This is a genomic window from Chitinophaga rhizosphaerae, assembly GCF_003958645.1.
Classification (GTDB): domain Bacteria; phylum Bacteroidota; class Bacteroidia; order Chitinophagales; family Chitinophagaceae; genus Chitinophaga; species Chitinophaga rhizosphaerae.
This window is the reverse complement of sequence record NZ_RXLO01000004.1, coordinates 494,550-518,895: the sequence shown is the minus strand read 5'-3', so window position 1 is coordinate 518,895 and position 24,346 is coordinate 494,550. Positions and strand designations below refer to the sequence as shown.

Genomic DNA, 24,346 nt, shown 5'->3' with positions numbered 1-24,346 from the left:
TTATTTGATTTCCTCGAAGTCGATATAGTCGCCTTCGTCGCGCTTGCGCACGGGTTCCTGTGCCTGGGGAGGTACCTGCGGCCCGGCCTGCTGCTGTTGTTGCTGCTGGCGCTGCTGTTGTTCGAACTGCTGGCGCATGGCGTCCTGCATGTCGCGCATCTGGCGGCGCACCTGTTTGGTGCCACGGTAAACCGGAACGATGAATTCGAAAATCAGTTTATATAAGAACCATATCGCGAGGATACAGAATAATAATCTTAATAGCGATCCCATCCCGCAAAGATAGTATCTGCCCCCTTTTTTCGCCCGGTTTTAGGAATTTTTTAACGATCTGTCCAGGTCCTGCTGAGCATGGCCGCCACTTCCAGGCTAACCTGTTTGTTATATTCCCAGGTGAGTTTGCGGTAATTCACGGCGTCGATGATGGTGCCGATGAGGCAGAACCCGAAAGTTACGACGAACAGGATGCCGAGGAGGATCTGGTCGAGCAGGAAACGGTGGATGCCGTTGGGGCCGATGAGCCCCACGAGGCAGGTTAAAAGGATGGTTTGCGGGTCTTTTCTGCGGGATTGATACAGGAACAGGAATTTTTTCCGCGTTTCAGGATCAAATTTTTTGGTCAGCTCTTCGAGCCAGATCATTTCTTCCTGGTCGATGCCGGGAAGGGAGGCATAATAAAAGTTATCCATGTCGGAAAGAATGAATTTGCGATTTGGTCAATTGTCCGATCCGCCAGAGCAATGCCGCCAGTACGGGGGCACCGAGCTTGTGGGCATTCCAGCTTTCCTGCCATTGGGCGTGGAAAATGTGGGAAATGGAATGGCCGAGGCCGCATCCCGGGCATTCTCCGAACCCGATCCATCGCCAGACGCACAGGCTGGGAAGGTCCGCATGCGGGTCCATGCACGCGAGTAAAACGAGGCCGGCCGTCCATGCCACCAGTTCTGGCTGAATGCGGAGAATCATGCGGATGGGAAGTTACGGCAAATGAAGCGGACTACCAATTATAAACTTTAATCATATGTCTGGTATTGGCTTTGCGCGAAAGAAATAGTTTTTGAAATGAAAATAAATGCTAATTTTGTAACGGAATAAAGATTCAAATGAAGGGGACGATGGGAGTCCCCTTCTTCTATTTTGTATGGCAAACGAACAAGTTACGGCGCGGATACGGGAAATGCTGGACGCGCTGCTGGCCGACAGGCCGGAATATTTCGTGGTGGATATCAGGATCAAGCCTACCAACAATGTGAAGGTTTACGTGGATGCTGATAGCGGCGCGTCGATCGACAAGCTGGTGTCGCTGAACCGGCAATTGTACCCTCAGCTGGAAGCGGCCGGTCTTTTCCCCGACAATGATTTTTCGCTGGAAGTGTCTTCACCGGGGCTCGACGAGCCTTTGAAGACGCATCGGCAATTTGTGAAGAACGTAGGCCGGAAGGTGGAGGTGACTTTGCTGGACGGGACCGTTAAGGAAGGCAAGCTCACGGCGGCAACCGAAGAAGCGCTGACCCTCGAGGAAACGGTCGGGAAAAAGAAAGAAATCACAATATCTAACATCAATTTAAACGAAATCAAGCACACAAAGGTGTGCATCGTGTTTTAAAATAATATATAACATGGCTAGTATTAACCTGATTGAGTCATTCACCGAGTTTAAGGAGGCTGAGAACATCGACCGGCCAACGCTGATGAAAGTGTTGGAGGACGTGTTTAAGACCCTGTTGCGCAAGAAGTATGGCTCAGATGAGAACTTTGACGTGATCGTAAATACTGAGAAAGGTGACCTGGAAATTCTCCGCCGCCGCACCATCGTGGAAGATGGCACCGTGGAAGACGAGAACGCGCAGGTTGCATATTCCGAAGCCATTTTGATCGAGCCGGATTACCAGGTAGGTGAGGATTTGTATGAGGAAGTGGAAATACTGGACTTCGGGCGGCGCGCCATCCTGGCAGCGAAGCAAACGCTGACCGCCCGCATCGGCGACCTGAAAAAGAACATCCTTGTAAAGAAATATGGTGACCGTGTGGGGGAGATCGTGACCGGGGAAGTTTACCAGGTGTGGAAAAAAGAAGTTTTATTATTGGATGATGAAGGGAATGAACTAATATTGCCTAAATCCGAACAGATACCGACGGATTATTTCAAGAAAGGTGAGAACGTGAGAGCGGTCGTGAAGAAAGTGGAACTGAAGAATAACTCCCCGCTGATCATCCTTTCCAGAACGCATCCCTCCTTCCTGGCCAAACTCCTCGAAATTGAGGTCCCGGAAATTTTCGACGGCCTTATCGTGATCAAAAAGATCGTACGCGAGCCCGGCGAAAGAGCCAAAGTTGCCGTGGAATCCTATGACGACCGTATCGACCCCGTAGGCGCCTGCGTGGGTATGAAAGGAAGCCGGATTCACGGCATCGTACGTGAACTCCGCAACGAGAACATTGACATCATCAATTACACCGCCAATATCCAGCTCCTGATCCAGCGTGCCCTCACGCCCGCCCGCATCAGCCGGATGGAAGTGGATAATGATAATAAGTACGCCTCCGTTTACCTTAAACCCGACCAGGTATCACTGGCCATCGGTAAAAAAGGCGTCAATATTAAACTGGCCTGCGAACTGACCGGATATGAAATCGACGTATTCCGCGACGAAGAACAGGAACAGACAGAATTTGACATCGACCTGGAAGAATTCTCCGACGAGATCGAACCCTGGATCATCGACGAGCTCAAACGCATCGGTTGCGATACCGCCCGCAGCGTGCTCGACCTGACCGCCGAAGAGCTGGTTCGCCGCTCAGACCTCGAGGAGGAAACCGTAACGGAAGTGAGAAGGATCCTCCAGGAAGAATTTGAAAAAGAATAAGCCTTCCGCTACACCCTTCCCATAGGGTTGGCTTTTTTGATTGCAGAGATATTTGAGTTATTGTTAAAATGTTAAAAGATTTGCTCCGCCGGTTGGTGGGGATTAAACGGGAAGGACGAGAAAACGATATGCCTGAAGTAACAAACAACACACCGAGATTGCTGGCCGCAGCCAAGGAATTCAACATTGGCAAGGAAACGCTGATCGATTTCCTAGCCGGTAAAGGCTATGATATGGATGGATTCGGATCTCCCAACGCCCGTCTCACCGCCCAGATGTATCACGCGCTGCAGAATGAGTTCCAACAGGATAAGGCCAACAAGCGTAAAAGCGATCAGATCGCTTTGCCGAAAGGAACGGTGTTAGACGCAGCCAAGAAGAAGGAGAAGGAAGAGGCAGAACTGGCAGCGAAGAAAAAAGAGGAAGCAGACGCAGCCGCCAAAAAAGCGGAACCCGCGCCCGCCAAACCGGAACCCGCTCCCGCGCCCCAGCCTGAGCCAGCTCCCCAGGCGGCCCCCCAACCGGAGGCCCGCACAGAGCAGCCTGCGCCCAAACCGGAACCGGCTCCCGCTCCCCAACCCAAACCCGTAGCCGAAGCCCAACCCGAGCCCAAACCCGAACCGGCCCCCGAGCCGAAGGAGAAGGCGCCCGAACCCAAAGCCGAGAAAACGGAAGAGGTCGTGAAACCGGATTCGCCCAAGATCAACGGTCCCCGCATCATGGGCACCATCGATCTCGAAGCCCTCAATCCCGCCAATCGCAAGAAAGCCGCCAAACCCGAACCGGAAGAAGAAAAACCGGCCCCGGCCCCTGCTCCCCAGGAGCCCAAACCTGCCGCTGAAGCCAAACCTGAGCCCAAGCCGCAGCCCGCTCCCGAGCCCAAAGCCGTAAAGGAAGAAGCTCCCGCCCAACCGGCCCCCGCACCGCAGCCCGAAAAGCCTGCCGCCGAAGCCAAACCGGAGCCCAAACCCGTCGCCGAATCCAAACCCGAACCGAAACCGGAACCCAAACCCGCCGCCAGGGAAGAAGCCGCACCCGCTCCCGCTCCCAAAGCAGCAGCACCCGAAGCTCCCGCCCCCAGCGCACCAGATGCTGGCGGCAGCGAAGAAGCCGGTTCCGTGATCGAAAATATCCAGGCCACCCGCCTCTCCGGACCCAAAGTGATCGGGAAGATCGAACTCCCCGTGTCGCAAGACCGCAGAGACAATAAAGGCGGCTTCAACAAAGACGAAAAACGTAAGCGCAAGCGCATCGTTATAGAAAAGAAACCCGAGCCCATCAAACCCGGCGAATTCGCCCGCGAAGGCGGACAACCCGGCCAGCGCGGCCCCGGTCAACATGGCGGCAGCCAGCAAGGTGGCAACCGCGGCCCCGGAGGCCCCGGCCAGCGTGGCCCCGGCCAACACGGCGGCCAGCAGGGCAATCGTGGTCCCGGCGGCCAGCAAGGCAACCGTGGCCCCGGCGGCCATCAGGGTAATCGCGGCCCCGGCGGCGGCCATCAAGGCAACCGCGGCCCCGGCAACCGTAACCAACGGCCCGGTCAGGGTAACTTCGGTCAGGGCGCTCCCCGCGGACCGCAGGATCGCGAAATCGATAAGAACGAAATCCAGAACAAGATCAAGGAAACCATGGCCAAACTGGGTGGCAACACCCGCGGAGGCAAAAACTCCAAAGCCAGCCGCCGCCGCGACAAGCGCCACGAAATGGCAGAACGCGAGGCCATGAATTCCGCAGACGGCAACAAACTGCAGGTAACCGAGTTCCTCTCCGTGAGCGAACTGGCCACCCTGATGGACGTATCCTTCGCGGAAGTGATCTCGAAATGTATGGGTCTCGGTATCATGGTATCCATCAACCAGCGACTCGACGCCGAAGTTATCGAACTCGTATCCGGAGAATTCGGGTATGAAGTGGAATTCATCGGGATCGACGATGCTACCGACGACGATGAAGACGAAATCGAAGACGCTCCGGAAGATCTGGAACCGCGCGCTCCCATCGTGACCATCATGGGTCACGTAGACCACGGTAAGACCTCCCTGCTCGACTATATCCGTAACGCGAACGTGGTAGCCGGTGAAGCCGGGGGCATTACCCAGCACATCGGTGCCTACCAGGTAACCACCGCTTCGGGCAAGAAAGTAACCTTCCTCGATACCCCGGGCCACGAAGCCTTTACGGCCATGCGTGCGCGTGGTGCCAAAGTAGCCGACATCGCCGTGATCGTGGTGGCGGCAGACGATGCCATCATGCCCCAGACGCGTGAGGCCATCTCCCACTCCCAGGCCGCCGGCCTGCCGATGGTTTTCGCCATCAACAAGGTGGATAAGGATGGTGCCAACCCGGAAAAAATCAAGGAACAACTCGCCGGTATGAACCTCCTCGTCGAAGATTGGGGCGGTAAATACCAAAGCCAGGAAATCTCCGCTAAAAACGGTTTGAATATCGACATCCTGCTGGAAAAAATCCTGCTGGAAGCCGAACTGCTCGACCTGAAAGCCAACCCGAACCGCGAAGCCTCCGGTACGGTGATCGAAGCCACGCTCGACAAGGGCCGCGGCTACGTGACCACGGTACTCGTGCAGAACGGTTCGCTGAGCCAGGGAGACACCATCGTTTCCGGTTCCCACTTCGGCAAGATCAAGGCCATGTTCAACGAACGCGGACAACGCGTCGAGAAAGTAGGCCCCTCCGCTCCCGTGCAGCTGCTCGGCCTCAACGGCGCGCCGCAGGCTGGTGAGAAGTTCAGGATGTACGAAGACGAATCCGAAGCGAAAGACCTCGCCAACCGCAGGGCCCAGATCGTCCGTGAACAGGGTATCCGTACGAAGAAACACATTACCCTCGACGAGATCGGCCGCCGTCTTGCCCTCGGCAACTTCAAGCAGCTGAACCTCATCATCAAGGGCGACGTGGACGGTTCCGTGGAAGCACTGTCCGACTCCCTGCAGAAACTGTCTACAGAAGAGATCGTAGTGAGCGTGGTATTGAAAGGCGTAGGTCAGATCACCGAATCCGACGTACTGCTGGCTACCGCATCCGATGCACTCGTGATCGGCTTCCAGGTTCGCCCCTCGCTCAATGCAGCACGCCTCGCCGAGAAGGAAAATATCGAAATCCGCACCTACTCCATCATCTACGACGCCATCGACGAACTCAAATCCGCGATGGAAGGGATGCTGGAACCGAAAATCGAAAAGAAGGTTACCGCAAACGTCGAAATCCGCGAAACCTACAAATTCGACAAGGCTACCGTTGCAGGCTGTTTCGTGCTCGATGGCAAACTCTTCCGCAATTCGCGCATCAACCTCGTTCGCGATGGCATCGTAGTACACACCGGCGAACTGCAATCCCTGAAACGTTACAAAGATGACGTGAAGGAAGTGGTTTCCGGCATGGAATGCGGCCTGTCCATCAAAAACTACAGCGACCTCAAAGTCGGCGACATCGTCGAAGGCTTCGAAGAAGTGGAAGTTAAACGTACCCTCTAAAATCCAGTTGCGGCGGGCATCACCGCCCGCCGCAATTCCGAAATTTTTGTTAAATACATTAGCCGTCTTTGTGCGGCTAATTTTTTATCAGTTACTTTGAGAAGACAGTACCAATTATATGAATAAAATCGTCATATCTTCCTTCGGCGCCATGCTCCTCTTCCAGGTAGCCATAGCCCAGCAACAGAAGATCGTGGCCGACAAGATCGTCGCCAAGGTGGGGGAAAAAATCATCCTTCAGTCCGATATCGAATCGGCACTGGTGGATATGCAGCAACAGGCCCTGGAAGGCCAGCCGCTTCCCCCCAACGCAAACTGTGCCGCTATCGAGCAGATCATCGCACAGAAGATTCTGGTGCTGCAGGCCGAGCGGGACTCCCTCCCCATCTCCGAATCCGACGTGGAAGGCCGTATCGAATCCCAGATCCGCTGGGCAGAACAGCGCTACAACGGCCGTGAGAACATGACGAAAGTTACCGGCTACACCATTTACCAGCTCCGCGAACGCTTCCGCGATGCCATCCGCGAAAACATGCTCGCCAAAGCCATGCGCGACAAAATCGTGAACTCGGTAAAAGTGACGCCCACGGAAGTAAGGAACAATTTCGAGAAAATACCGAAAGACAGCCTGCCGTTCTATGAATCGGAACTCGAAGTAGGCCAGCTCATCATCCTTCCCAAAGCCAGCCGCGAAATGGACAAATACGCTTACGACAAGCTGATGGACATCCGCACACGCGTCGAAAAGAAAGAAGGAGAATTCGGCACGTTCGCCAACCTGTATTCCGAAGACCCCGCCGTTCGCGAGAACAGCGGTATCTATCCCCTCAACCGTTACGACAAGAACTGGGACCCCGAGTTCCTCTCCGCCAGCTTCCGCCTGCGGGAAGGGGAAATGTCGAACCCCGTGAAATCGCAATTCGGCTACCACCTGATCAAGATGCTGAAACGCGCGGGCGACAACGTGACCGTGCAACACATCCTCATCAAGCCGAACGTAATGAACACCGAGATCAGTCACGCCATCCAGAAACTGGACACCGTTCGCGCGAACATCATTGCCGGTAAAATGACCTTCGGCGAAGCCGTTGCCAAATACAGCGACGACCCAATGGCCAAGTTCAGCGGCGGTATGCTCACCAACCCCATGACCAACAGCACATTCATCACCATCGACCAGCTCAATGACCCTACTACCAAGGATATCGTGATGCTGCTCGATTCCCTGAAACCCGGTGGCGTTACCAAACCCATCGAATATACCGACGAACAGGGCCGTAAAGGCGTTCGCCTCGTGTACCTGAAAACTCGTACCGAGCCCCACCGCGAAAACCTGAGCGACGATTACTCCCGCATCCAGCAGCGCACGCTGCAGGAAAAACAGGCGCTGGCCCTCAGCAAATGGCTGGTAGACAAAGTGCCGACGTTCTACGTACATGTGGAAGACGAGTACAAACAGTGCGAAAACGTGTCGAAATGGTCGGCCGCGAGCAATTCGGTGGCCAGCAATTAAGCGAATTCCAGCAATTTATGATACGATCCCGGCGCCTGCAGCGCCGGGATTTTTTTTAGCGTTCCCATGCCAGGCAAGCCCCCGGCCCGTTTGGCACCCATTTCCCCTGCAATGCCCTTGCAAACGGCGTTCCCGCGAATGCGGCCGTTTGATAATTAAAGCGTAACTTTGCGACTTCAATTTTACGGTATGAGTGATGCGATAAAGCATGAATGTGGACTTGCATTCATAAGATTAAGAAAACCATTCAGTTATTACCAACAGAAATACGGAACGGTTTTCTACGGCCTGAACAAGCTGTACCTTCTCATGGAAAAGCAGCATAACCGTGGACAAGACGGTGCAGGCCTGGCCACTGTAAAATTACACACCGAGCCCGGGGTGCCTTTCATGCACCGGATCCGGAGCGCACAGCCGCAACCCATCGGCGACGTTTTTGGTAAAGTGCGCGACGAAATCGCAGAAATAGAGAAATACCAGCCCGAAATCACCCGCTACCCGGGCCTCATGAAAGGGCACGTCCGCTTCCTGGGAGAACTGCTGCTGGGGCATCTCCGCTACGCTACCCAGGGCAAAAACGACGTCGACCTTTGCCACCCATTCGTTAGATACAATACCATCCCCGCCCGTAACCTCACCATGGCAGGCAACTTCAACCTGGTGAATGTAGACGAGCTGTTCAGCTTTACGAAAGTTTCGCCTGGCGAAAAGCATAAGAACAGTGACCTGGCGGCCATGCTCGAAGTAGTGCACCACTTCCTCTGCAAAGAGGACGAAGCGCGCCAGAACGGGCTGGACGTGAAGAACATCCTCAAGCAGGCATTCTCCATGTTCGACGGTGGTTATCATGTAGGTGGGCTCATCGGTTCCGGCGATTCTTTCGTTATCCGTGACCCGCACGGCATTCGCCCTTCGTATTATTATGTGAACGAAGACGTGATCGTGACGGCTTCCGAACGCGCGGCCATCCGCACCACCTTCAACGTGGGCGAAAATGAAGTGATGGAACTGATGCCCGGCAATGCCCTCATCGTAAAGGAAAACGGCGATTACTCCATCGAAGAGATCATCCCGGCCCGCGAGCGCCGCGCCTGCTCCTTCGAACGGATCTATTTCTCCCGCGGGAACGATGAAAAAATCTACAAAGAGCGCCACGCACTGGGATATCATCTTTCCGAAACCGTTCTCAAAGCGATCGATAACGATCTTCGCAATACCATCTTCTCCTTCATCCCCAACACGGCCGAAGTAGCCTTCTATGGCCTTATCAAAGGGCTCGAAGATTACCTCAACCGCATTAAAGTGGAAAGGATCATGAGCTGGGGCAAGGATTTCGACGAAGAGAAACTCACGGAAATGGTGAACCGCCGCGTCCGGATCGACAAGATCGCCATCAAGGACGTGAAAATGCGGACCTTCATCACCGAAGATTCCAGCCGTAATGAAATGGTACAGCACGTGTACGACATTACCTACGGGACCGTTCGGCCCGGCACCGATACGCTGGTAGTGATCGACGACTCCATCGTTCGCGGTACCACGCTCCGCGAAAGCATCATCAAAATGCTCGACCGCCTCGGCCCGAAACGCATCATCGTCATGTCTTCAGCCCCGCAAATCCGCTACCCGGACTGCTACGGCATCGATATGAGCAAGATGGGCGAATTCGTTGCCTTCCAGGCCGCCATCGCGCTGATCCGCGAGCAGGGCAAGGAATACATCCTCCAGGAAGCTTACGGCCTGGCGAAAGAACTGGAGCGGACCAACACCCTGAACGCGCAGAACGTAGTGAAAAACGTCTACAAGACGTTCACGCCCGAGCAGATTTCCGCGAAAATCGCAGAAATCATCACCCCGCCCGGCATCGAAGCGAAAGTGGAAGTGATCTATCAAAACATCGAAAGCCTGCACGCCAGCTGCCCCAACAACCTGGGCGACTGGTACTTTACCGGCGATTACCCCACTGCAGGCGGGAACCGCGTGGTGAACAAGGCATTCATGAACTATATGGAAGGAAAGAACGACAGGGGATACTGATCCCTGGACGGGTTTACCGATATTTTCCAGACGGGCCGAAGCGCGAAAAAGCGTTCCGGCCCGTTGATTTTCAGCACGTTCGTGTAAGCTTTTCCGTGGTTTCGATTGTTAAATTTCCTTTAATTGGCGTGTTTTGTGCCAAAAACCCGTATTTTAGGATAGTGTTTGTTCTCAACTACTTACAATGTCTATGAAAACATTGTTATTGATCCGTCACGCAAAATCCAGTTGGAACGACCCGGACATGGACGATTTTGACCGGCCTCTCAACAAACGCGGTAAACAGAACGCTCCAGAAATGGCCATCCGGTTGCTGGGCCGCGGTTTACTGCCCGAGCTGGTCATTTCAAGTCCTGCGAAACGGGCGCGCACAACGGCGCGTATCATGGCCAAAGAATGGAATTACCCCCGGGAGGCCATCCTCCTCGAAGAGGAACTCTATCTCTGCTACGCTTCCACTTTCCTGAAGCACATCACCCGCATCGACGATGATTTCAACATCGTCGCCATCTTCGCCCATAACCCCGGCATCACCGATTTCGCCAACTATCTCACCGAAGAAATCCGGATCGACAACGTTCCCACGGCAGGAGTTTTCGCCATCTCGGCCGACACGGAAAAGTGGGAAGACTTCGATCGCGCCCCCAAAAAATTCCTCTTTTTCGATTACCCCAAGAGCGAAGAAGCGGTATAAGCCTCCCAAAATATCCTGAAAATTTGGCATATATTTATGATGCGGGTCTGTATCCTTTGACCGGCCCGGTCGTCTTGTAGCTACAAAACCCGGCGATTTGAATTTGTGTATTTGTGCAAATAATTCAATATCGCATGGTTTAAGCCTGATTACATATGCAAATTGCTTTTCTGCGTGACAGAATTGCAGTATCCCGGTAAAAACGGAAAAACATGAAACAACTCTTATCGCTGGTATTGGCGTTTACTTTCCTGCAGGCGACCGCCCAGCAGCGCACCCGCACCTTCCTGGCCGACAGCCTGGACAACTACATAATTAAAGCCATGGAAGAAGGGCAGGTCCCGGGTGTGGCAGTGGCCATCGTTAAAGACGGAAAGGTGGTGCTGATGAAAGGATACGGGGTGAAGGAAGCGGGGAAAACGGATAAAGTGGATAGCAATACCGTGTTCATGATCGGTTCCAATACCAAGGCGTTTACCGCCACGGCGCTCGCCCAGCTCCAGGCCGAAGGGAAATTGCAGCTCGACGATCCCGTCCGCAAACACCTCCCCGACTTCCACCTCCACGACCCCTGGATTTCGGAGCATGCCAACATCCGAGACCTGCTCAGCCACCGGCTCGGTTTTTATACCTTCCAGGGAGACTTCATGTTTTTCGATTCCGACCTCACCATAGCGCAGGTCCGGGATAGATTGGCGAAACTGGAGCCGCCGTTCGGATTCCGTACCACCTGGGGCTACTGTAATGCGGCGTTCCTCACTGCCGGGGAGATCATTCCGAAAGTAACGGGCAAAACCTGGGCGCAATTCCTGAAAGAGAAATTCTTCGAGCCCCTGGGCATGCGCAACACCATTGCCACATCGGCCGAAATCCCGACGGTGAAAAACATCGCCGCGGCGCACTCCGTTTTCCTCGGCGAACTGAAGAAAGTCCCCTACGGCAATCTCGACAACCTCGCGCCGGCGGGCAGCATCGGCTCTTCGGTAGCGGATATGTCGCACTGGGTGAAAGCGCTCCTTTCCGGCGGGCGATACGAAGGCCGCGAAGTGATTTCCGGAGACGCCATCATGGAAACCCGGCTGCCGCACTCGAGCCTCGGGGAGGGCGGGCATGCTTTCAACCGCAGGCAATTCAATTTATACGGCCTCGGATGGTTCACCAATTCCTACGAAGGCCGGCTGGTCGTGCAACATACCGGTGGCGTTAACGGCTTTGTGACGGCTGTCCGGCTGCTGCCCGAAGAAAACCTGGGCATCGTGGTGCTCACCAATACCGAATCCAACAACTTCTATAACGATCTTACAGAGGAACTGACCGATGCCATGCTCGATCTCCCCTTTCGCAACTACGCCCGCAAATCGCTGGACGAACAGCGGGAAGAACTGGCGGAAGTGAAGAAAACGCTGCAGCAGATCCGGGAGGAAATTGCCTCGAAACCTAAGCTCCCCGTGCCTTTGACGGCGTTCGTAGGGAATTACGAGCATCCCGTTTACGGTAAGATGAACATCCGCATGGAGAAAGACGGCCTGGCGATGCGGTTCGAGCATCACCCGAACCTGGTCGGCAAACTCTATCCCAAAAAGGAAGACGAATTCTGGTGCTTCTACAATCTTACCATGTACGGGATTAAAGAAACACATTTCACGGTGGAGGCGGATAAAGTGAAAACCGTGACCATCCGTGTATCCGGCTTCGTGGAAAGCGCGCCGTACGAATTCCGCAAGCTGGATTAGGCTTCCAGCGGTACGGGGCGCTTGTACTCGTCGATCGCTACGAATGTGAACGTGCCGCTGATGGCGCGGTACCTTTCGTCGGAATACATTTCCTCCACGAAAATCTCCACCAGCACCTGCAGGCTCGTGTTGCCCGTATGCGTAACGCGCCCGATCAATTCCACGATCGTGCCGGCGGGAATGGGTTTTTTGAAATCGATTTTGTCGGAAGATACGGTCACCATGCGTTTGCGCGCGTAGCGGGTGGCGGTGATGAAAGCAACTTCATCCATCAATTGCATGGCCGTTCCGCCGAAAAGCGTGTCGTAATGATTGGTCGTGTTGGGAAACACCGCTTTGAAAATCCGGGTTTCCGACTGTTGTATTCTTGATTCGTTCATCATCTTGCTTTTTTAACTTTTTAGGGACCGGCCGTTCGGGCTGTCCGCAAATATCCCCTGAAAGGACTTTTTCAGCTTCGCCCCGCCTCCCCATTCGACTGATAACAGCCATAACACGGATGACACGATTTTAACCAGCAGTACGCATTGTGGCCAAAAAAATCCCGCCTGTAAAATAAATACTTGCATGTCAACGTTTTACTAACATGTTTGCGGAATTTCCTTCTTTTTTACGATCATATTTTAACGGTTTATTTACTTTTGTTTCGATTTCCGGTTAATTCATGTTTCACACGAAAATGGTAAAATGGCGCAGGTTGAACGACTTACAGCGATTTATCCTTATTTTCGTTTTCATTCGATTTTCGATAAAACCGTCTTAGTCAGGCGGTGGATTAACTGGTAAGATGCAATCGCCCGAATAGATTAAGTGGATTTTTAAAATAGAAGGTTTCCGTACAAACAAAATAGTCCCTGCCGTTGTTCTTTTGGATGATCCCAAAAGGAATTTCCGACCGACCGGACTATTATTGATGTATAGACAGACATGGGATGGTATCTCTCCAGAAATGATAGCGTGGAACTTTTTTTATTCCTTATATGAATATCAGGGAATACATAGATAATGGAATGGTTGAAAGTTACGTACTCGGACTTTCTTCTCCCGATGAGCGCGAGGAGATGAGGAAGCTTGCGCGTGAGTACCCGGAACTGGAAACCGAATTCGACGAAGTGGAGCGCGTGATCCAGCAGCTCCTTTTCGAAGAAGCCGTATTGCCGCCTGCTACCCTTCGCCACCGCACGCTTCAGCCGCTCGACTGGGCAGATACCAATGCGGAGAAGGAAGGGAAGAAACCGAATTATACCTTCATCAACATCGCGCCTAACCAGAACCAGTACATCACCGTTCACCGTGTCTGGAAATGGATCTTCATTGCGGCGTTCCTCCTGTTCAAGGCCTGTCTTTTCCTCGCCATCTACTTTTACTTCAAATACCGCCAGGTGGAAGACCGGCAGGAAGAGCGCGAGAAAATCCGTAAGGAACAAATGCAAATGGCGCCGCAAACCCGCGCGGCGCAAGGCTTCTAGCTTTTCATAGCATTCCCGGCCTGATCCCTTCTTCTCGCCTGCCAGCAACATCTGCATACTGGGCACGGCTAAATACCACAATGATGATAAACGCCACGATAACGGATTGCAGCGCGATCTGCCTGCTGCCGCCATGTCGCGTCTTTTTTCGGATGAACGATGTTGGACTATACTTTGCGCCCGGTAGACTTGCAAAGGAATATCCGCAAAGAATGGTGATGCCTCCGGCGATGAGGAGTATGCTCTTCAGTAATGCGGAACACTATAAATTGTTCATGCTCCACTTGTAAACAAATTCCGCCGCCACACTGTTTTAATGGAAACGAATATTGCACAAACACTCTCAATCCCCCCTATTATGGCACAACGCAGAGAACATGACTTTTTGGGCGAACGCGAAATCCCGGCCGACGTGTATTATGGCATCCAGACCCTCCGGGCCATCGAGAATTTCCACATCACCGGCATCCCGCTGAACACGGAACCCCTGTTCGTCCAGGCCCTCGCATATGTGAAGAAAGGTGCGGCCATGGCCAATGCGGAGCTCGGCGCGCTCGATAAGAACATCGCGGAGCATATCATAAAAGCCAGCGACCGGGTGATCAACGGCGAGTTCGATTCTCAGTTCATCACCGACCTCATCCAGGGCGGAGCCGGCACCAGCGTGAACATGAACGCCAATGAAGTGATCGCCAACATAGCACTCGAAATGATGGGCAAAAAGAAAGGCGAATACGATTTCTGTCATCCCAACAACCACGTAAACTGCTCGCAATCCACCAACGACGCCTATCCCACCGCGTTCCGCATCGCGCTGATCAATAAACTTTCGTCCTACAAACAAAGCCTCGCCGCGCTTGCCGAATCGTTCGACAAAAAAGGCGACGAATTCAAACAGGTCCTCAAAATGGGGCGCACGCAACTGCAGGATGCGGTGCCGATGAGCATGGGCGACGAGTTCAAAGCTTTCGCCACCACCATCCGCGAAGAGCTGGCGCGTGTAGAGGATAGCAAACGGCTGATCTCCGAGATCAACATGGGCGCTACGGCCATCGGTACCGGTGTGAACGCGCCCAACGGTTACGCCGAACTCGTGACCAAACACCTCGCCAGGATTACCGGACTGCCGCTCGTGTTGGCCAGCGACCTCATCGAGGCAACGGTAGACACAGGAGCGTACGTGCAGCTGTCGGGAGTGCTGAAACGCACGGCTGTAAAGGTTTCCAAGATATGTAACGATTTGCGCCTGCTCTCCTCCGGCCCGCGTTGCGGCCTCAACGAGATCAATTTGCCGCCCATGCAACCGGGCTCGTCCATCATGCCGGGAAAAGTGAACCCCGTGATCCCGGAAGTTGTGAACCAGACGGCGTTTTACGTGATCGGGCAAGACCTTACGCTGACCCTCGCCGCAGAAGCCGGACAGTTACAGCTGAACGTGATGGAACCGGTGATCGGTTTCGCACTGTTCACTTCCATTACCTATATGACGAACGCCTGCAATACCCTCCGCGAAAAATGTGTGGACGGGATCACGGCCAACGCGAAGCATACCCAGGAAATGGTCATGCAAAGCATAGGGATCGTAACGCAACTCAACCCCATCATCGGTTACGAACAATCCGCCGCCATCGCGCGGGAGGCGCTGGAAACGGGCAAGTCGGTACACGACATCGCCGTGAAGGAAAAGAAACTGGTGACGCAGCAGAAGTGGGATGAAATATTTACGTTCGACAATATGATCCGCCCCAAATTCATTAATAGTTAATTGTTGTTGTGCTTATGAAAAATGCATTGCTGCTATTGCTGGCAAGCACCTGCTGGATGCTGCGCCCTGCCCGCGGACAGAACGCCGATTTGCCGAATGTCGTGATCCTGGCAACGGGCGGCACGATTGCCGGGGCAGGGGAATCCAGCGTGGGAACGGCTTACACGGCCGGAAAACTCCCGATAGACGACCTGTTGAACGCCGTACCGGAGGCGCGGAAGATCGCCAATCTCCGGGGCGAACAACTGGCCAGCGTCGGCAGCCAGGCCATGCACGACAGCGTTTGGCTGAAGCTGGTCCACCGCATCAACGAGCTCGCTCAGCGCAATGATGTAGACGGCATCGTGATCACGCATGGAACGGATACGGAAGGCGAAACGGGCTTCTTTCTCCAACTGACCGTCAAAACCACCAAGCCCGTAGTGCTCGTGGGCGCGATGCGTTCCGCAACGGCGCTGTCGGCAGACGGTCCGCTCAATCTCTACAACGGCATCGTGGTGGCGGCGAATAAAACTTCGGCGGACCGTGGTGTGCTCGTGGCCATGAACGATTACATCTATTCCGCGAGAGACGTTACCAAAACCAACACCACCAACGTTTCCACATTCCAGGCGCCGAATACGGGGCCGCTGGGCGTGGTGATGGACGGGCGGGTTGAATTTTATCACCGCATCATCCGCAAGCACACGCACCAGACGGAATTCGACGTGAGCAAGGTGAATTCCCTGCCAAAAGTCGATATCCTGTACGGGTACGCCAATACGAACCCCGTGCTGGTAGACGCATTGGTGAAAGACGGCGTGCAAGGCATCGTGATCGCGGGCGTGGGCAATGGCAACCTCTACCCTGCCGTGGAAGCGCGCGTGAAGAAGATCACCCGCCGGGGCATCGCGGTAGTGCGCTCCAGCCGCACCGGCAGCGGCCGTGTGCTGATGAACGCGGAAACCGACGACGCTGCACTGGGCACCATCGCGGCAGACGATCTCAATCCGCAGAAAGCCCGCATCCTCCTGCAGTTGGCATTACTGAAGACGAAAGACACGAAGAAGATCCAGGAAATGTTTTTTGAGTATTGACATCGCTTCCTACATAACAACCACGTAAAAAGAAAACATGATCTGGATCCAATTTGCCATTCTATTGGTGGCTATCCTCATCGGCGCCCGCATGAAAGGCATCGGCCTGGGCGTGATGGGCATGGCGGCCCTTGCCCTTTACCTTTTCGTATTCCGTATGCGGCCCGCAGAGCCGCCTATAGACGTGATGCTCATCATCCTCGCCGTGGTTTCCACGGCAGCCACCATGCAGGCGGCCGGCGGGATGGATTACCTCGTCCGCATCGCGGAAAAAATCCTGCGGAGCAAACCGTCGATGATCACTTTGCTGGGACCGCTGGTGACGTTCGCGTTCACTCTCTTCGCGGGAACGGCGCATATCACGTATTCGCTGCTGCCCATCATTTCGGAAGTGGCCACCAAAAAGCGCATCCGGCCGGAAAGGCCCTTGAGCATATCAGTGATCGCCTCGCACCTGGGCATCACGGCCAGTCCCATCTCCGCGGCAACGGCAGCCATGATCACCATCCTGGCCGGCCAGATCGAACTGGTGCATATCCTGAAAGTCTGCATCCCCGCCTGCATCGTCGGTATTCTCTGCGGCGTGGCGGTGGTCTGGAAGAAGGGGAAGGAACTGGAGAAAGACCCGGTGTTCCTGGAGAAAATGAAAGATCCGGAATTTGCGCAGGAGCTGGATGCGCATTCCGCATCAGACAATACCCCGCTGAAGCCCGGCGCCAAAATCTCCGTGATCATATTCGCCGTGGCGGTACTGCTGATCGTGCTGGTAGGGGCTTTCCCATCGATGTTGCCATCGTTCGAGCCCGGAGCCGCGAACCTTTCCGTGAACGCCAACGGTACCATCAAAATGGCGGCGGTGATCGAGCTGGTGATGCTGGGCGCCGCGGCGCTGATGCTCCTGTTCACTAAAACCGCCACTGCCGACGTGGCCAAAGCCAGCCTGTTTACCGCAGGCGCGCAGGCCGTAGTGTCGATTTTCGGGGTGGTGTGGATGAGCGCCACTTTCATGGAAGCGAATTCAGTAGCCATCGAAGGTGCGCTGGGAGATATGGTAAAAGCCGCTCCGTGGACGTTCGCCATCGCACTGTTCCTGCTCAGCATGCTGCTTTTCAGCCAGGCCGCCACCACCAAGGCGCTCATGCCGCTGGGCGTGTTGCTGGGCATCGCCCCGATGAACCTCGTGGCCATGTTCCCCGCTACCAACGGCGATTTCGTGCTGCCGGGCTACCCCACGCTGCTGGCCGCCATCAACTTCGACCGCACGGGCAGCACCTATATCGGGAAATACCTCATCAATCATAGTTTCATGTTACCGGGGCTCGTAGCCGTGTCGGCGAGCGTGGCCTCGGGGTTCCTGTTTGCCCACCTATTCTGGTAGCCCCCTAAAAACCGATGTATGAAGAAATGCCGAACCCTTCCCTGGCTGCTGCTCCTGCCCGCTTCGCTCATGGCGCAGGTGCACGAACGGCAGACAGACGATACGTCGATCCACAGTATTCCGTTTATCCCGGTAAGCAAACAATCGCTGCTGTCGAACGTAGACGTGATCGCGAACATGCAGATGTCTTTCCAGCACGAATTCGACGACGGCACCTACAAGCAGTCCCGCTTCGTCATGAACCAGTTCCGGCTGGAAATCCGCGGGAAGGTGCACGACAAGGTTTATTTCCGTTTCCGCGACCGGTACACCCGTGGCGTGGTACCGCAAACGATCGACAATATCAGCCGCAGCACCGACCTTGCATTTCTCCGGTTCGACGCGAACGACAGCTGGAGTATTTACGCCGGTAAACTGTGCGCCGACTGGGGAGGGTTCGAGTTCGACGCCAATCCCATCGAGATCTACGCGTATTCCGACATCATCGAGTACGCCGACAATTTTCTGGTAGGCGCGGGCGTTTCGTATATGTTGCCCGACAAGCAGAACCAGTTCACCGTTCAGTTGTTGAACAGCCGTACGGCGAGTTTCACGGAATTGTACGATACCACGGCGCTGCCGGGCATCAAACCGGCGAAGTTCCCCTTCGCGGGGGTGCTTAACTGGCGCGGCAATTTCGGGAAATTCAGCACTTTGTGGTCGTACTCCGTGTTCCGCGAAGCCGAGAACGAATACATGAATTACCTGGCGCTGGGGAACCAGTTCCAGACGGAGAAGTTCCACATCCAGTACGATTTCAAATGGAGCCGCGAGGCTCTCGACCGGAAAGGCATCGTTTCGGGGATCACCGACAACATGGGCATCAAACATGCCTACCGCGCCAGGTACATGAGCCACTGGGTGCGGCTCGACTGGCACCTTTCGGCTAAAGTCAACCTGTTTTTCGTGGGCATGATGGACGATGCTTACTGGAAACCTTCGGGGACCACACTGCCGGCGAATACGTCTACCAACAAGTTGCGGACGGCGTGGGGATATATTCCCGGGCTGGAAGTGTACCCGTTCAAAAACCTGAATCTCAAAGTGTTCGGGACTTTCATCGGAAGAAAACACGTATATACCGATTACGCGAAGTCGAATTTCGGCGTGGCGAACACGGATAATTACCGTGCTTCGATCGGAATCATCAGCCCATTGGTCATCCTGTAACGTACGGAACGGATCCCGAGCGCCGGCGGTAATATCAGCGGACAAACAACACATCGCAGGCAGGAGGGATCCGTTTATCTTTGCATCAAAACGAACCAACTTTACATGCGCTATACCGTTCCTGCGGCCACCACCATCGGCCATGTGCACCTGAAGGTCTCCGACCTCCAGCGTTCCCTCGATTTTTATTGCGGATTACTGGGATTTGAACTGATGACGAAGTTCGGCGACCAGGCGGCTTTCATTTCCGCCGGCGGCTATCATCACCACATCGGCCTCAATACCTGGCACAGCAAGGGCATGCCGCCCGCGCCCGAAAATGCGGCAGGGCTTTATCACGTGGCCATCCTTTACCCTACCCGGAAAGACCTGGCGGAGATATACAAAAGGCTCACCGGTGCAGGCGTGGCTTTCACCGGCTTCGCCGACCACGGCGTGTCGGAAGCGCTGTACCTTAACGATCCGGATATGAACGGACTGGAACTGTATTGGGACCGCCCGCGCGAACAGTGGCCGAAAGATGGGAACGGGAATCTGACCATGTACACCCATCGCCTCAATATCAGCGATCTGCTGCACGAACTGAAGCAGTAATTACTGGATTTTCAGTTTGCCTTTGCTGTTTTCGATCGCTTCGTCGATGGAATGGGATTTCCGTATATCCAGGTGGCGCTTGGTGTCTTGCGCCAGTTTGGAATAAAAAGTGTGCAGGGTGTTCAGCTCTTCTTCGGAGATCGATTCCACGTCTATCAGGCGGTTGCTGGCCGTTTTTGTACAGGCGATCAACTCGTTGAGTTTCAGTTGGATCGATTTGGAATCCTTGTTCTGGGATTTCTGGATGATAAAAACCATGAGGAAGGTGACGATGGTGGTGCCGGTATTGATGACCAGCTGCCAGGTATCTGAAAACCCGAACAACGGGCCGGTAATGCCCCATGCGATGATCACGAAGAAGGCGATGATAAAGGCCCATGGGCTGCCGGTGGCGGACACGGCTTTGCCTGCGAACCGCTCGAACAGCGGCACTTTCCTGTTTGCTTCTTGCTGCTGCATAATATTAGTAATTGATGTTCAGCAGGCGCAGCTTGTTGTAGAGGGTTTTCCGGTCTATATTCAATAACTGCGCGGCTTTCGTCTTGTTGTACTTCACTTCTTTCAGGACGTTGATGATCTTGTTGTATTCCGCTTTCAGCGCTACGGATTTGAGATCGTTATCGTCCAGCATCGGGAGGTTGGGCTCGTCTGCCGCTTCCGTGGAGGCGGGTTCGATGCCGGAAGGTGTGATGGGGCGCGTCATTTTACCGGCTTTCATTTCCAGCGGCAGCGCGGCCATGGAAATTTCCTTTCCGGCGGGCGTGAGCAGGCTCGCACGGCGAATGACGTTTTTCAGTTCACGGATATTGCCTGGCCAGTCGTAGTTCCGGAAGCATTCCCAGACTTCTTCGCTGAGCGTGGCTTCGGGTTTGTTCAGTTCCCTGCCGGCCTGCGCCAGGAAGGCGTCTACGAAAGAGCGGAGATCGTCGCCACGGTCGCGCAGCGGCGGAATATGAATGGTGAATTCGTTGAAACGGTGGAAAAGATCTTCCCGGAATTTGCCTTTTTGCACGGCTTCGAACAGGTTTTCGTTAGACGCTACGATCAATCTCACATCCACCGCTATTTCTTTCATGCTTCCCACGCGACGGATCTGTTTTTCCTGGATGACGCGGAGCAGTGCTACCTGAACGTCGTAGGGAAGGTTGGCGATTTCGTCGAGGAAGATGGTGCCGCCGTGCGCCTGTTCGAATGCGCCGATTTTGGTGCCGATGGCGCCGGTGAACGATCCTTTTTCATGACCGAACAATTCGCTGGCCGCCAGCTCGCGCGAAAGCGCGCCACAGTCGATAGGGACGAACGGCTGGTTTTTGCGGCTGCTGTGGTCATGTATGAGGTGGGCCACGGATTCCTTACCGGTGCCGGTTTCCCCGAAAATGATCACGCTGTAATCTGTGGGGGCCACGAGGGTGAGCTCGCGGATGAGCTGGCGCGAAGGGTCGCTTTCGCCGTATACGTATTGCGCGCCGTTCCCGGTACCGCCGGAAGGTTGCGGCCGCTGGGCGTTCTGTTCCCGGACGGGCGCTGCGGGAGCCGCCTGCACGGGTTGGGGCCTGGCGGCGCCGGGGCTTTCCAGGGCCTTGTTGATCAGGGCCAGGATCTCGTCCGGATATAATGGTTTGGAAATGTAATCGTATGCGCCGTTCTTCACCATGTCTACCGCGATGCGTACATCAGAATATCCCGTGATGATAATTACGACGGTTTGCGGGCTGAGGGTGCGGATATCGTTGAGCAGCTGCGCCCCGTCCGTGTCTTTGAGCCGGTAATCGCAAAGCACCAGGTCGAAGGGCGCTTCTTTGAGCAACTTCAGGGCGCCGGCGCCCGTCATCGTACTTTCTGTCTTAAAGCCATGCTTGCCCAGGAATCGGCTGAGCAGGGTACAAATGTTTATTTCATCATCAACAATGAGGATTTTCTTCATAATTCGAATATGTTGGACGGACATTAAATTTACAACTAATTATGCATATGCGGTTTTACATCGTTCCGCTTCATTTCAAACAGGATGTCAGTTAACTCATTCACATTGAATGGTTTCGGCAGGAAGCGCGCCGCGCCGGAAGTCAGGGCTTTCTGTTTTTCCATGCCATTGTCGTAAGCACTGATGGATATTACCGGTAAATCGGGATAATCTGCCTTGATTTTCGGCAGTATATCGAGGCCCGACCCATCGGGGAGGTGAATGTCCAGGAACAGAATATCGGGTTGCTGCTGTTGCAGGAACAACAGCCCGTCTTTCAGCGCGTGCACATATTTCACCTTGAATCCGTGCTTCGTCAGGCTTAACTGTAAAAGTTGACAAATATCCGGTTCGTCGTCTATTATTAAAATCAAATCTCCCATGGCGTCGTCAGTTTAAAACCGGGAAATTCCTGCCACTTGGTTAATTCCGCCGGAAAGTTACTGTCATTTAAGCTTTACAACTGCAAACTGTTTGCCGGAACCTTTTGTCTGTTCCAACAAGCAAATTTGTGGATAATCTTCCCCGGAAATTACGGCGTATTTCCACATAATGTTCGGCCATCCCGCCCAAACCCGGCCATTTCCCCCTTATTGGCACGGTGGTATAGTAATTGTTTCATTTCAGACAGCGTCATTTACTTCATCCTAAAAAGTTAACGTATGAACAATCTGCAATTGAAAGGTGCCTGGAATGAAATCAAAGGCAAGCTGAAACAAAAGTACGCGGATCTGACCGACGACGATCTGACGTATACCGAAGGTAAGGAAGACGAGCTGCTGGGCAAGCTCCAGCAGAAACTCGGCAAGTCGAAAGAGGAAGTGAAAAAGCTCATCGACGAGCTGTAAACGCAGTATACGATTATACTTTTATCATAGCTGTTGTTTTAGTTATTGGCAGCTTCGATTGGTTTTAAAATGCAGTTAAAGCATCTTAAAACCGTAAAGCTTGCCAGCTGTCCTGCATCTTCCGGTGCGGGACAGCCTTTTGTCTGGCAAAAAAATGTATTATCATAGATTGATCCATCGTAAGCGTTCATCCTGTTTGTGACCATTTTGATCATCCTGCTCATAAAATGAAAGTTCCGGCAAAACCTGCCGGAACTTTCTGTTTTTATATATCGATACTACAGGACTCAACCTTTGTTGGTGGTTTCGAGGTCGCGGAGGTACCGGATTTTATCGTGCGCGGTGCGCAGTTTGATGCGTTGGTCGGAGATCATGGTGCGCACTTCGGGCGGGAGGAAGTCCTGGTCGAGCGCGGTGTTATACGATTTCTGGGCAGCGTCTTCCCCGTATTCGCAGGTGGCCAGGATGGCACGGCGGTCTCCTCCGCCGAAGGAGACTTTGACATCCATCCAGGTGCGGTACAGCTTCCCGGCGAAAGTGGTGTCGCGTTCGCGTTCTTCGCCCAGGCTGCGGAGGTATTTATTCAGCTCGGTGGTGTTTTGCTTGCTGTCGGCGATCATGGTCTCGAATAATTCCTTCAGGTCCAGATCGTCTGTTTGCAGGCGGGCTTTGTTGTATCCTTCTACCCGGTCGTTATTGATCTTCACCAGGTCTTCCACGACTGCGGCCGTTTTTTGCAGGTGTTCCATGATATGCTTTTTTATGGGTGATATAATGATATGGTTCCGTACTATTCCGTCCAAAAAAGCTGCCATGCCGGTTTAATGCGGGAATCGAGGTTGTTTTGGCGCAGCGGCGCCCCTGTTGGTGGAAGTGCGTCCACATCGGTTGGGGCGAATATTTCCGGTGGATGGGAAACCTAAGGCTGAAACGCCGCTGGCATGAATTTTACATCATTTATCATGAACCAAAAACAATCCAGATATGAATTCCTTACTGTATCTCATTGCGGTGATCCTGATCATCGGCTGGTTGCTGGGATTCTTCGTGTATTCCGCCGGCGGCCTTATCCACGCCCTGCTCGTATTGGCGATCATCGCCATTTTGATCAATATCATCCGGGGCAGGGCTGTATAATATTGCCGCCATCTCCGCCAGATAAAAAGCGGTGTAAATGGACAGAAATTTCCATTTACACCGCTTTTTGCGTTAATTCAGGATATGAATCCCATCCTGTTGCTATTGACCCTTTTTTTTCAGGCCGGCGATGAAGCCATGGTGATCACAGACCAGGCCGAACATCGTGTGGTGCTCATGCTAGTCCCTTCCGGCCAGGTTCTCCGCGATTGGCGGGCGGCCGACATTCCCGAAGCGCATCGCAAATGGTTCCGCAATCCCAGCGAAGCGAAGCTCTCGCGCGACTGCAACTTCATTCTCACCTGCGCCTCCGGCGGCGGAGCGGCCATTATCCGTATCCGCGACGGCAAAACGATGTGGTACGATTCCGTAGGCGGCAATCCGCATTCTATCGACATCGCTCCCGGCCTTCCGTTACCGTACCGAAAATTCAATGGTGGACAGACGATGTAACCGATCTGAACGGCAATATCATCCTGCGTTTGCCCGGTGCCAAAATCTATAAGGCGCGCTGGTTGCGGTGTTACACGAATACCTTTGTGAATATCAACGCCAAAGGCGATACTACCTAT

General features: G+C 53.9%; 24 protein-coding genes. 16 read left to right on the top strand and 8 right to left on the bottom strand.

Annotated features, from left to right (window positions below; genetic code table 11):
• From EJ361_RS12710 to EJ361_RS12700, 3 genes are read right to left on the bottom strand one after another with little or no spacing between them, the layout of a single operon-like run.
• Positions 1–273, bottom strand: a complete 273-nt coding sequence (locus EJ361_RS12710) for a DUF4834 family protein (RefSeq protein WP_126245993.1) — start codon at positions 271–273, stop codon at positions 1–3.
• Positions 274–323: 50 nt separating this feature from the next.
• Positions 324–689 carry a TM2 domain-containing protein gene (locus EJ361_RS12705; protein WP_126245992.1) on the bottom strand — a complete coding sequence of 122 codons (366 nt, stop codon included), beginning with the start codon at positions 687–689 and terminating at the stop codon, positions 324–326.
• Entirely contained in the window at positions 682–966 is a 285-nt protein-coding gene (locus tag EJ361_RS12700) for a DUF2752 domain-containing protein (RefSeq protein ID WP_126245991.1), read from the bottom strand. Before EJ361_RS12700 ends, EJ361_RS12705 begins: the two co-directional genes overlap by 8 nt.
• 175 nt (positions 967–1,141) lie before the next feature.
• Here EJ361_RS12700 and EJ361_RS12695 point away from each other — a divergent pair, with 175 nt between their 5' ends.
• The 7 genes from EJ361_RS12695 (at position 1,142) to EJ361_RS12665 (ending at position 12,335) form a co-directional block, all read left to right on the top strand.
• Positions 1,142–1,606 (top strand): ribosome maturation factor RimP, encoded by a 465-nt coding sequence (locus tag EJ361_RS12695; RefSeq protein ID WP_126245990.1) that lies wholly within the window; start codon positions 1,142–1,144, stop codon positions 1,604–1,606.
• 13 nt (positions 1,607–1,619) lie between these two features.
• Positions 1,620–2,867: a transcription termination factor NusA gene (gene nusA, locus EJ361_RS12690; protein WP_126245989.1), complete on the top strand. Its 1,248-nt coding sequence runs from the start codon at positions 1,620–1,622 to the stop codon at positions 2,865–2,867.
• A 128-nt stretch (positions 2,868–2,995) separates the two neighbouring features.
• Positions 2,996–6,358, top strand: a complete 3,363-nt coding sequence (infB, locus tag EJ361_RS26005) for a translation initiation factor IF-2 (protein WP_126245988.1) — start codon at positions 2,996–2,998, stop codon at positions 6,356–6,358.
• A gap of 118 nt (positions 6,359–6,476) precedes the next feature.
• Positions 6,477–7,871, top strand: a complete 1,395-nt coding sequence (locus EJ361_RS12680) for a peptidylprolyl isomerase (RefSeq protein ID WP_126245987.1) — start codon at positions 6,477–6,479, stop codon at positions 7,869–7,871.
• A 189-nt stretch (positions 7,872–8,060) separates the two neighbouring features.
• Positions 8,061–9,908 (top strand): amidophosphoribosyltransferase, encoded by a 1,848-nt coding sequence (locus EJ361_RS12675; protein ID WP_126245986.1) that lies wholly within the window; start codon positions 8,061–8,063, stop codon positions 9,906–9,908.
• A gap of 190 nt (positions 9,909–10,098) precedes the next feature.
• A complete protein-coding gene (locus EJ361_RS12670; RefSeq protein WP_126245985.1) occupies positions 10,099–10,602 on the top strand; it encodes a SixA phosphatase family protein in 504 nt (167 codons plus the stop codon).
• 212 nt (positions 10,603–10,814) lie between these two features.
• On the top strand, positions 10,815–12,335 hold the full coding sequence (locus EJ361_RS12665; protein WP_126245984.1) for a serine hydrolase: 1,521 nt from the start codon (positions 10,815–10,817) through the stop codon (positions 12,333–12,335).
• Here EJ361_RS12665 and EJ361_RS12660 read toward each other — a convergent pair.
• Positions 12,332–12,715 carry an acyl-CoA thioesterase gene (locus EJ361_RS12660; protein ID WP_240646622.1) on the bottom strand — a complete coding sequence of 128 codons (384 nt, stop codon included), beginning with the start codon at positions 12,713–12,715 and terminating at the stop codon, positions 12,332–12,334. The genes EJ361_RS12665 and EJ361_RS12660 overlap by 4 nt on opposite strands.
• A gap of 630 nt (positions 12,716–13,345) precedes the next feature.
• Here EJ361_RS12660 and EJ361_RS12655 point away from each other — a divergent pair.
• The 6 genes from EJ361_RS12655 (at position 13,346) to EJ361_RS12630 (ending at position 19,826) form a co-directional block, all read left to right on the top strand.
• On the top strand, positions 13,346–13,804 hold the full coding sequence (locus EJ361_RS12655) for a hypothetical protein (RefSeq protein ID WP_126245982.1): 459 nt from the start codon (positions 13,346–13,348) through the stop codon (positions 13,802–13,804).
• Positions 13,805–14,162: 358 nt separating this feature from the next.
• The gene (aspA, locus tag EJ361_RS12650; RefSeq protein ID WP_205686998.1) at positions 14,163–15,569 is read left to right on the top strand and encodes an aspartate ammonia-lyase; all 1,407 of its coding nucleotides are present in this window, start codon (positions 14,163–14,165) and stop codon (positions 15,567–15,569) included.
• A gap of 14 nt (positions 15,570–15,583) precedes the next feature.
• Positions 15,584–16,645, top strand: a complete 1,062-nt coding sequence (locus tag EJ361_RS12645; protein WP_126245981.1) for a type II asparaginase — start codon at positions 15,584–15,586, stop codon at positions 16,643–16,645.
• 37 nt (positions 16,646–16,682) lie between these two features.
• The gene (locus EJ361_RS12640; protein ID WP_126245980.1) at positions 16,683–18,023 is read left to right on the top strand and encodes an anaerobic C4-dicarboxylate transporter family protein; all 1,341 of its coding nucleotides are present in this window, start codon (positions 16,683–16,685) and stop codon (positions 18,021–18,023) included.
• Between the two features lie 18 nt (positions 18,024–18,041).
• Positions 18,042–19,232 carry a porin gene (locus EJ361_RS12635; protein ID WP_126245979.1) on the top strand — a complete coding sequence of 397 codons (1,191 nt, stop codon included), beginning with the start codon at positions 18,042–18,044 and terminating at the stop codon, positions 19,230–19,232.
• 105 nt (positions 19,233–19,337) lie between these two features.
• Positions 19,338–19,826, top strand: coding sequence for a VOC family protein (locus EJ361_RS12630; RefSeq protein ID WP_126245978.1), 489 nt, complete (start codon positions 19,338–19,340; stop codon positions 19,824–19,826).
• Here the strand turns inward: EJ361_RS12630 and EJ361_RS12625 are convergent, their stop codons facing one another.
• From EJ361_RS12625 to EJ361_RS12615, 3 genes are read right to left on the bottom strand one after another with little or no spacing between them, the layout of a single operon-like run.
• Complete coding sequence (locus EJ361_RS12625; RefSeq protein WP_126245977.1) at positions 19,827–20,285, bottom strand: low affinity iron permease family protein; 459 nt, start codon at positions 20,283–20,285, stop codon at positions 19,827–19,829. It lies immediately after the preceding gene.
• Positions 20,286–20,289: 4 nt separating this feature from the next.
• The gene (locus EJ361_RS12620; protein ID WP_126245976.1) at positions 20,290–21,750 is read right to left on the bottom strand and encodes a sigma-54-dependent transcriptional regulator; all 1,461 of its coding nucleotides are present in this window, start codon (positions 21,748–21,750) and stop codon (positions 20,290–20,292) included.
• 35 nt (positions 21,751–21,785) lie between these two features.
• Positions 21,786–22,172 carry a response regulator gene (locus EJ361_RS12615; RefSeq protein WP_126245975.1) on the bottom strand — a complete coding sequence of 129 codons (387 nt, stop codon included), beginning with the start codon at positions 22,170–22,172 and terminating at the stop codon, positions 21,786–21,788.
• Between the two features lie 279 nt (positions 22,173–22,451).
• Here EJ361_RS12615 and EJ361_RS12610 point away from each other — a divergent pair, with 279 nt between their 5' ends.
• Positions 22,452–22,637: a CsbD family protein gene (locus EJ361_RS12610; protein ID WP_126245974.1), complete on the top strand. Its 186-nt coding sequence runs from the start codon at positions 22,452–22,454 to the stop codon at positions 22,635–22,637.
• Positions 22,638–22,924: 287 nt separating this feature from the next.
• On the opposite strand, the gene EJ361_RS12605 is transcribed toward EJ361_RS12610, so the two are convergent.
• Complete coding sequence (locus EJ361_RS12605) at positions 22,925–23,386, bottom strand: PA2169 family four-helix-bundle protein (protein ID WP_164714207.1); 462 nt, start codon at positions 23,384–23,386, stop codon at positions 22,925–22,927.
• Positions 23,387–23,621: 235 nt separating this feature from the next.
• Here EJ361_RS12605 and EJ361_RS12600 point away from each other — a divergent pair, with 235 nt between their 5' ends.
• Together EJ361_RS12600 and EJ361_RS12595 are read left to right on the top strand one after the other, a co-directional pair.
• Positions 23,622–23,774 (top strand): lmo0937 family membrane protein, encoded by a 153-nt coding sequence (locus EJ361_RS12600; protein WP_126245972.1) that lies wholly within the window; start codon positions 23,622–23,624, stop codon positions 23,772–23,774.
• An 84-nt stretch (positions 23,775–23,858) separates the two neighbouring features.
• The gene (locus EJ361_RS12595) at positions 23,859–24,227 is read left to right on the top strand and encodes a DUF6528 family protein (RefSeq protein ID WP_126245971.1); all 369 of its coding nucleotides are present in this window, start codon (positions 23,859–23,861) and stop codon (positions 24,225–24,227) included.
• Positions 24,228–24,346 lie beyond the last annotated feature (119 nt).

Excerpts from the sequence above, each read along its gene's own strand:
- EJ361_RS12655 (WP_126245982.1), top strand. The coding sequence starts at position 13,346 with ATGGTTGAAAGTTACGTACTCGGACTTTCTTCTCCCGATGAGCGCGAG.
- EJ361_RS12625 (WP_126245977.1), bottom strand. The coding sequence starts at position 20,285 with ATGCAGCAGCAAGAAGCAAACAGGAAAGTGCCGCTGTTCGAGCGGTTC.
- EJ361_RS12615 (WP_126245975.1), bottom strand. The coding sequence starts at position 22,172 with ATGGGAGATTTGATTTTAATAATAGACGACGAACCGGATATTTGTCAA.
- EJ361_RS12630 (WP_126245978.1), top strand. The coding sequence starts at position 19,338 with ATGCGCTATACCGTTCCTGCGGCCACCACCATCGGCCATGTGCACCTG.
- nusA (WP_126245989.1), top strand. The coding sequence starts at position 1,620 with ATGGCTAGTATTAACCTGATTGAGTCATTCACCGAGTTTAAGGAGGCT.
- EJ361_RS12695 (WP_126245990.1), top strand. The coding sequence starts at position 1,142 with ATGGCAAACGAACAAGTTACGGCGCGGATACGGGAAATGCTGGACGCG.
- EJ361_RS12620 (WP_126245976.1), bottom strand. The coding sequence starts at position 21,750 with ATGAAGAAAATCCTCATTGTTGATGATGAAATAAACATTTGTACCCTG.
- EJ361_RS12665 (WP_126245984.1), top strand. The coding sequence starts at position 10,815 with ATGAAACAACTCTTATCGCTGGTATTGGCGTTTACTTTCCTGCAGGCG.
- EJ361_RS12605 (WP_164714207.1), bottom strand. The coding sequence starts at position 23,386 with ATGGAACACCTGCAAAAAACGGCCGCAGTCGTGGAAGACCTGGTGAAG.
- EJ361_RS12705 (WP_126245992.1), bottom strand. The coding sequence starts at position 689 with ATGGATAACTTTTATTATGCCTCCCTTCCCGGCATCGACCAGGAAGAA.
- EJ361_RS12710 (WP_126245993.1), bottom strand. The coding sequence starts at position 273 with ATGGGATCGCTATTAAGATTATTATTCTGTATCCTCGCGATATGGTTC.
- aspA (WP_205686998.1), top strand. The coding sequence starts at position 14,163 with ATGGCACAACGCAGAGAACATGACTTTTTGGGCGAACGCGAAATCCCG.
- EJ361_RS12670 (WP_126245985.1), top strand. The coding sequence starts at position 10,099 with ATGAAAACATTGTTATTGATCCGTCACGCAAAATCCAGTTGGAACGAC.
- EJ361_RS12645 (WP_126245981.1), top strand. The coding sequence starts at position 15,584 with ATGAAAAATGCATTGCTGCTATTGCTGGCAAGCACCTGCTGGATGCTG.
- infB (WP_126245988.1), top strand. The coding sequence starts at position 2,996 with ATGCCTGAAGTAACAAACAACACACCGAGATTGCTGGCCGCAGCCAAG.
- EJ361_RS12600 (WP_126245972.1), top strand. The coding sequence starts at position 23,622 with ATGAATTCCTTACTGTATCTCATTGCGGTGATCCTGATCATCGGCTGG.
- EJ361_RS12675 (WP_126245986.1), top strand. The coding sequence starts at position 8,061 with ATGAGTGATGCGATAAAGCATGAATGTGGACTTGCATTCATAAGATTA.
- EJ361_RS12680 (WP_126245987.1), top strand. The coding sequence starts at position 6,477 with ATGAATAAAATCGTCATATCTTCCTTCGGCGCCATGCTCCTCTTCCAG.
- EJ361_RS12700 (WP_126245991.1), bottom strand. The coding sequence starts at position 966 with ATGATTCTCCGCATTCAGCCAGAACTGGTGGCATGGACGGCCGGCCTC.
- EJ361_RS12610 (WP_126245974.1), top strand. The coding sequence starts at position 22,452 with ATGAACAATCTGCAATTGAAAGGTGCCTGGAATGAAATCAAAGGCAAG.
- EJ361_RS12660 (WP_240646622.1), bottom strand. The coding sequence starts at position 12,715 with ATGAACGAATCAAGAATACAACAGTCGGAAACCCGGATTTTCAAAGCG.
- EJ361_RS12640 (WP_126245980.1), top strand. The coding sequence starts at position 16,683 with ATGATCTGGATCCAATTTGCCATTCTATTGGTGGCTATCCTCATCGGC.
- EJ361_RS12595 (WP_126245971.1), top strand. The coding sequence starts at position 23,859 with ATGAATCCCATCCTGTTGCTATTGACCCTTTTTTTTCAGGCCGGCGAT.
- EJ361_RS12635 (WP_126245979.1), top strand. The coding sequence starts at position 18,042 with ATGAAGAAATGCCGAACCCTTCCCTGGCTGCTGCTCCTGCCCGCTTCG.